The organism is Paracoccus sp. (in: a-proteobacteria) (assembly GCF_032007265.1).
In the GTDB taxonomy this organism is placed as follows: Bacteria; Pseudomonadota; Alphaproteobacteria; order Rhodobacterales; family Rhodobacteraceae; genus Paracoccus.
The window spans coordinates 1-2154 of record NZ_DALZMB010000205.1 but is presented as its reverse complement, the minus strand read 5'-3'; the positions used below and the strand labels follow the sequence as shown (position 1 = coordinate 2154).

At 61.8% G+C, this 2154-nt stretch carries 2 protein-coding genes; both read right to left on the bottom strand.

Going from position 1 to position 2154, the window contains the following annotated elements:
• Positions 1–50 precede the first annotated feature (50 nt).
• Positions 51–1232, bottom strand: coding sequence for an endolytic transglycosylase MltG (gene mltG / locus RTS12_RS20660; protein WP_312532027.1), 1182 nt, complete (start codon positions 1230–1232; stop codon positions 51–53).
• A partial coding sequence (locus RTS12_RS20655; RefSeq protein ID WP_312532025.1) for a beta-ketoacyl-ACP synthase II occupies positions 1232–2154 on the bottom strand: 923 nt, incomplete at its 5' end. The genes RTS12_RS20655 and mltG, both read right to left, overlap by 1 nt.

The following is a 2154-nucleotide window of genomic DNA, read 5'->3' as shown; positions in this document are numbered from 1 at the left end:
AGCTGTGAGCGAATGTTTTGGGGCCGGGTGTTTGTCGTGAAACAATCCCTTTATTGCGCGCCCTGTACCGGGCTGTCGGTCGGTTGCCCCCTTTCGGCCTCAATCGCGCGCCAGCGCGCGACATTGGCATTATGCTCTTCAAGCGTGCGCCCAAAGGCATGACCGCCCGTTCCATCAGCTACGAAGAAGATGAAATCGGTCTGCGCGGGGTGAAGCGAGGCCTCGATTGCAGCTTTGCCTGGGTTGGCAATCGGCGTCGGCGGCAAGCCCTCGATGACATAGGTGTTATAGCGCGTGCGCGTGCGCAACTCCGAGCGACGCAGCCCACGGTCCAACACGCCCTGCCCTTTGGTCACGCCGTAAATCACCGTCGGATCGGTCTCAAGGCGCATCCCCCGGTTCAACCGGTTGACAAAGACCGAGGCCACGACCGGGCGCTCATCTGCGACCCCGGTCTCTTTTTCCACGATCGAGGCCATGATCAGCGCCTCTTCCGGGGTTTTATAGGGCAGCCCCTCGGCGCGGCCATCCCAAGCAGTCTGCAAGATCACCGCCTGTTTGCTGGCCATTTCGGCCAGCAATGCCTCACGGTCGGCGTCCTTTTTGACCTCGTAAGTATCAGGCGCCAACATGCCCTCGCCCGGGACTTTGCCAACATCGCCGCTCATAAAGGTCGCAGCCTTCAGGCCCTCGACGATTTGCCAGCTGGTGACACCCTCGGCCACAGCCACGCGCAGGCGCGCATCGGGCTTTTCGGCGGCCTTGACCATGACTTCGGGCGCGGCGGAAAGCGCCGGATCATATTTCATCATCTCGGCATATTGCCCGGTGGCCGGGTCCATATCGCGCAAGATCACCGCATTTTCGCGCACACCGATACGCAGGGTCACCTCGGTGCCGCAGGTGCTGGGGCCGCCGGCGGTGATCGTGGCTACGACCTGCTCCATGCTGGCGCCCGCAGGCATCAGATAAGAGCCGAATTTCAACCCCCGCGCCTTGCCGGAGTAATCGGCTCCGGCGCGGAAGATGTAAGAGCTGGACACAACGCCCTGATCGGCCAGCTGCTCACTGATCGCGCTCAGGCTTGCCCCCGGCGCCACCTGCACGCATGCCGCGACTTTGCTGGGTCCGGCGCTGGTATATTCGTGTTTGGCCCAGGCTATTGCCCCGGCCGCCACGATCATCACCAGAACCAGCAGCGACAGCAGGTTAGACGCCAGGTTGCGCCACATCAGTCAGTCACCTTGCCCATGACCAGGCTGGCATTGGTGCCGCCAAAGCCAAAGCTGTTGGACAAGACATAATCAACCTTGCGACGCACTGCGGCATTCGCAGCCAGATCAACCGGTGTTTCACGCGCCTGATTGTCCAGGTTGATCGTCGGCGGGCAGATCTGATCGCGGATCGCAAGGATACAGAAGATCGCCTCGACCGCGCCTGCCGCGCCCAGCAAATGCCCGATCGACGATTTGGTCGAGGACATCACGACATTTTTCGCATCATCGCCCAGCAAGCGCTCGACTGCGCCCAGCTCGATGGTATCAGCCATGGTCGAGGTGCCATGTGCGTTGATGTAATCGATCTGGCCCGGCTCCAGCCCCGCACGCTTGAGCGCGGCCTTCATCGAGCGGAAACCGCCGTCGCCATCCTCCGAGGGGGCGGTGATGTGATAGGCGTCGCCCGTCAGACCATAGCCCAGAACTTCGGCATAGATCTTGGCGCCGCGCGCTTTGGCATGCTCGTATTCCTCAAGCACGACCACACCGGCACCTTCGCCCATGACAAAGCCGTCACGGTCAGCATCCCAGGGGCGGCTTGCGGCTTTCGGATCGGCCTCACGGTCGGTCGACAGCGCTTTGCAAGCGTTGAAGCCGGCAATCCCGATTTCGCAGATGGGCGATTCTGTGCCGCCTGCAACCATGACATCGGCATCGCCCCACATGATCAGCCGCGCCGCATCACCAATGGCGTGGGCGCCGGTCGAACATGCCGTGACCACCGCATGGTTCGGACCCTTGAAACCGAACCGGATCGAGACCTGGCCGCTGACAAGGTTGATCAGTGCACCCGGAATAAAAAAGGGCGATACGCGCTTGGGACCGCGCTCTTTGATCAGAACCGCGGTTTCTGCGATCGAACGCAATCCACCGATAC